Annotated in this window: 1 rRNA gene; it reads right to left on the reverse strand. The window is 57.6% G+C overall.

From position 1 onward, the window contains the following. Positions 1-1,960 (reverse strand): 23S ribosomal RNA (locus tag ACFVJ3_RS49340); the annotation flags it as partial.

Raw genomic sequence — 1,960 nt, forward strand, 5'->3', positions numbered from 1 at the left:
CCCCACCCAGCTCACACTGCAAGAGTGATCACCGGACGAGGCCCCCCTTCTCCCGAAGTTACGGGGGCATTTTGCCGAGTTCCTTAACCATAGTTCACCCGAACGCCTCGGTATTCTCTACCTGACCACCTGAGTCGGTTTAGGGTACGGGCCGCCATGAAACTCGCTAGAGGCTTTTCTCGACAGCATAGGATCATCCACTTCACCACAATCGGCTCGGCATCAGGTCTCAGCCTTGATGTGCGACGGATTTACCTACCGCACGGCCTACACCCTTACCCCGGGACAACCACCGCCCGGGATGGACTACCTTCCTGCGTCACCCCATCACTCACCTACTACAAGTCTGGTTCGTCGGCTCCACCACTTTCCTTTCCCCGAAGGGTCCGGAACGGCTTCACGGACTTAGCATCGCCTGATTCGATGTTTGACGCTTCACAGCGGGTACCGGAATATCAACCGGTTATCCATCGACTACGCCTGTCGGCCTCGCCTTAGGTCCCGACTTACCCTGGGCAGATCAGCTTGACCCAGGAACCCTTAGTCAATCGGCGCACACGTTTCTCACGTGTGTATCGCTACTCATGCCTGCATTCTCACTCGTGAACCGTCCACAACTCGCTTCCGCGGCTGCTTCACCCGGCACACGACGCTCCCCTACCCATCACAGCACCCGTTGGGGCTATTGCTGCAATGACACGACTTCGGCGGTACGCTTGAGCCCCGCTACATTGTCGGCGCGGAATCACTTGACCAGTGAGCTATTACGCACTCTTTCAAGGGTGGCTGCTTCTAAGCCAACCTCCTGGTTGTCTCTGCGACTCCACATCCTTTCCCACTTAGCGTACGCTTAGGGGCCTTAGTCGATGCTCTGGGCTGTTTCCCTCTCGACCATGGAGCTTATCCCCCACAGTCTCACTGCCGCGCTCTCACTTACCGGCATTCGGAGTTTGGCTAAGGTCAGTAACCCGGTAGGGCCCATCGCCTATCCAGTGCTCTACCTCCGGCAAGAAACACACGACGCTGCACCTAAATGCATTTCGGGGAGAACCAGCTATCACGGAGTTTGATTGGCCTTTCACCCCTAACCACAGGTCATCCCCCAGGTTTTCAACCCTGGTGGGTTCGGTCCTCCACGAAGTCTTACCTCCGCTTCAACCTGCCCATGGCTAGATCACTCCGCTTCGGGTCTTGAGCGTGCTACTCAATCGCCCTGTTCGGACTCGCTTTCGCTACGGCTTCCCCACACGGGTTAACCTCGCAACACACCGCAAACTCGCAGGCTCATTCTTCAAAAGGCACGCAGTCACGACTGACAGCACAAGTGCTGCCGCGACGCTCCCACGGCTTGTAGGCACACGGTTTCAGGTACTATTTCACTCCGCTCCCGCGGTACTTTTCACCATTCCCTCACGGTACTATCCGCTATCGGTCACCAGGGAATATTTAGGCTTAGCGGGTGGTCCCGCCAGATTCACACGGGATTTCTCGGGCCCCGTGCTACTTGGGTGTCTCTCAAGCAAGCCGCTGATGTTTCGACTACGGGGGTCTTACCCTCTACGCCGGACCTTTCGCATGTCCTTCGCCTACATCAACGGTTTCTGACTCGTCCTGTTGCCGGCAGACAACAGAAGAGAGATCCCACAACCCCGCATGCGCAACCCCTGCCGGGTATCACACGCATACGGTTTGGCCTCATCCGGTTTCGCTCGCCACTACTCCCGGAATCACGGTTGTTTTCTCTTCCTGCGGGTACTGAGATGTTTCACTTCCCCGCGTTCCCTCCACACTGCCTATGTGTTCAGCAGCGGGTGACAGCCCATGACGACTGCCGGGTTTCCCCATTCGGACACCCCCGGATCAAAGCCTGGTTGACGGCTCCCCGGGGACTATCGCGGCCTCCCACGTCCTTCATCGGTTCCTGGTGCCAAGGCATCCACCGTGCGCCCTTAAAAACCTC

Origin of the sequence: Rhodococcus sp. NPDC127593 (genome assembly GCF_042671975.1) — a bacterium.
Classification (GTDB): Bacteria; Actinomycetota; Actinomycetes; order Mycobacteriales; family Mycobacteriaceae; genus Rhodococcus_F.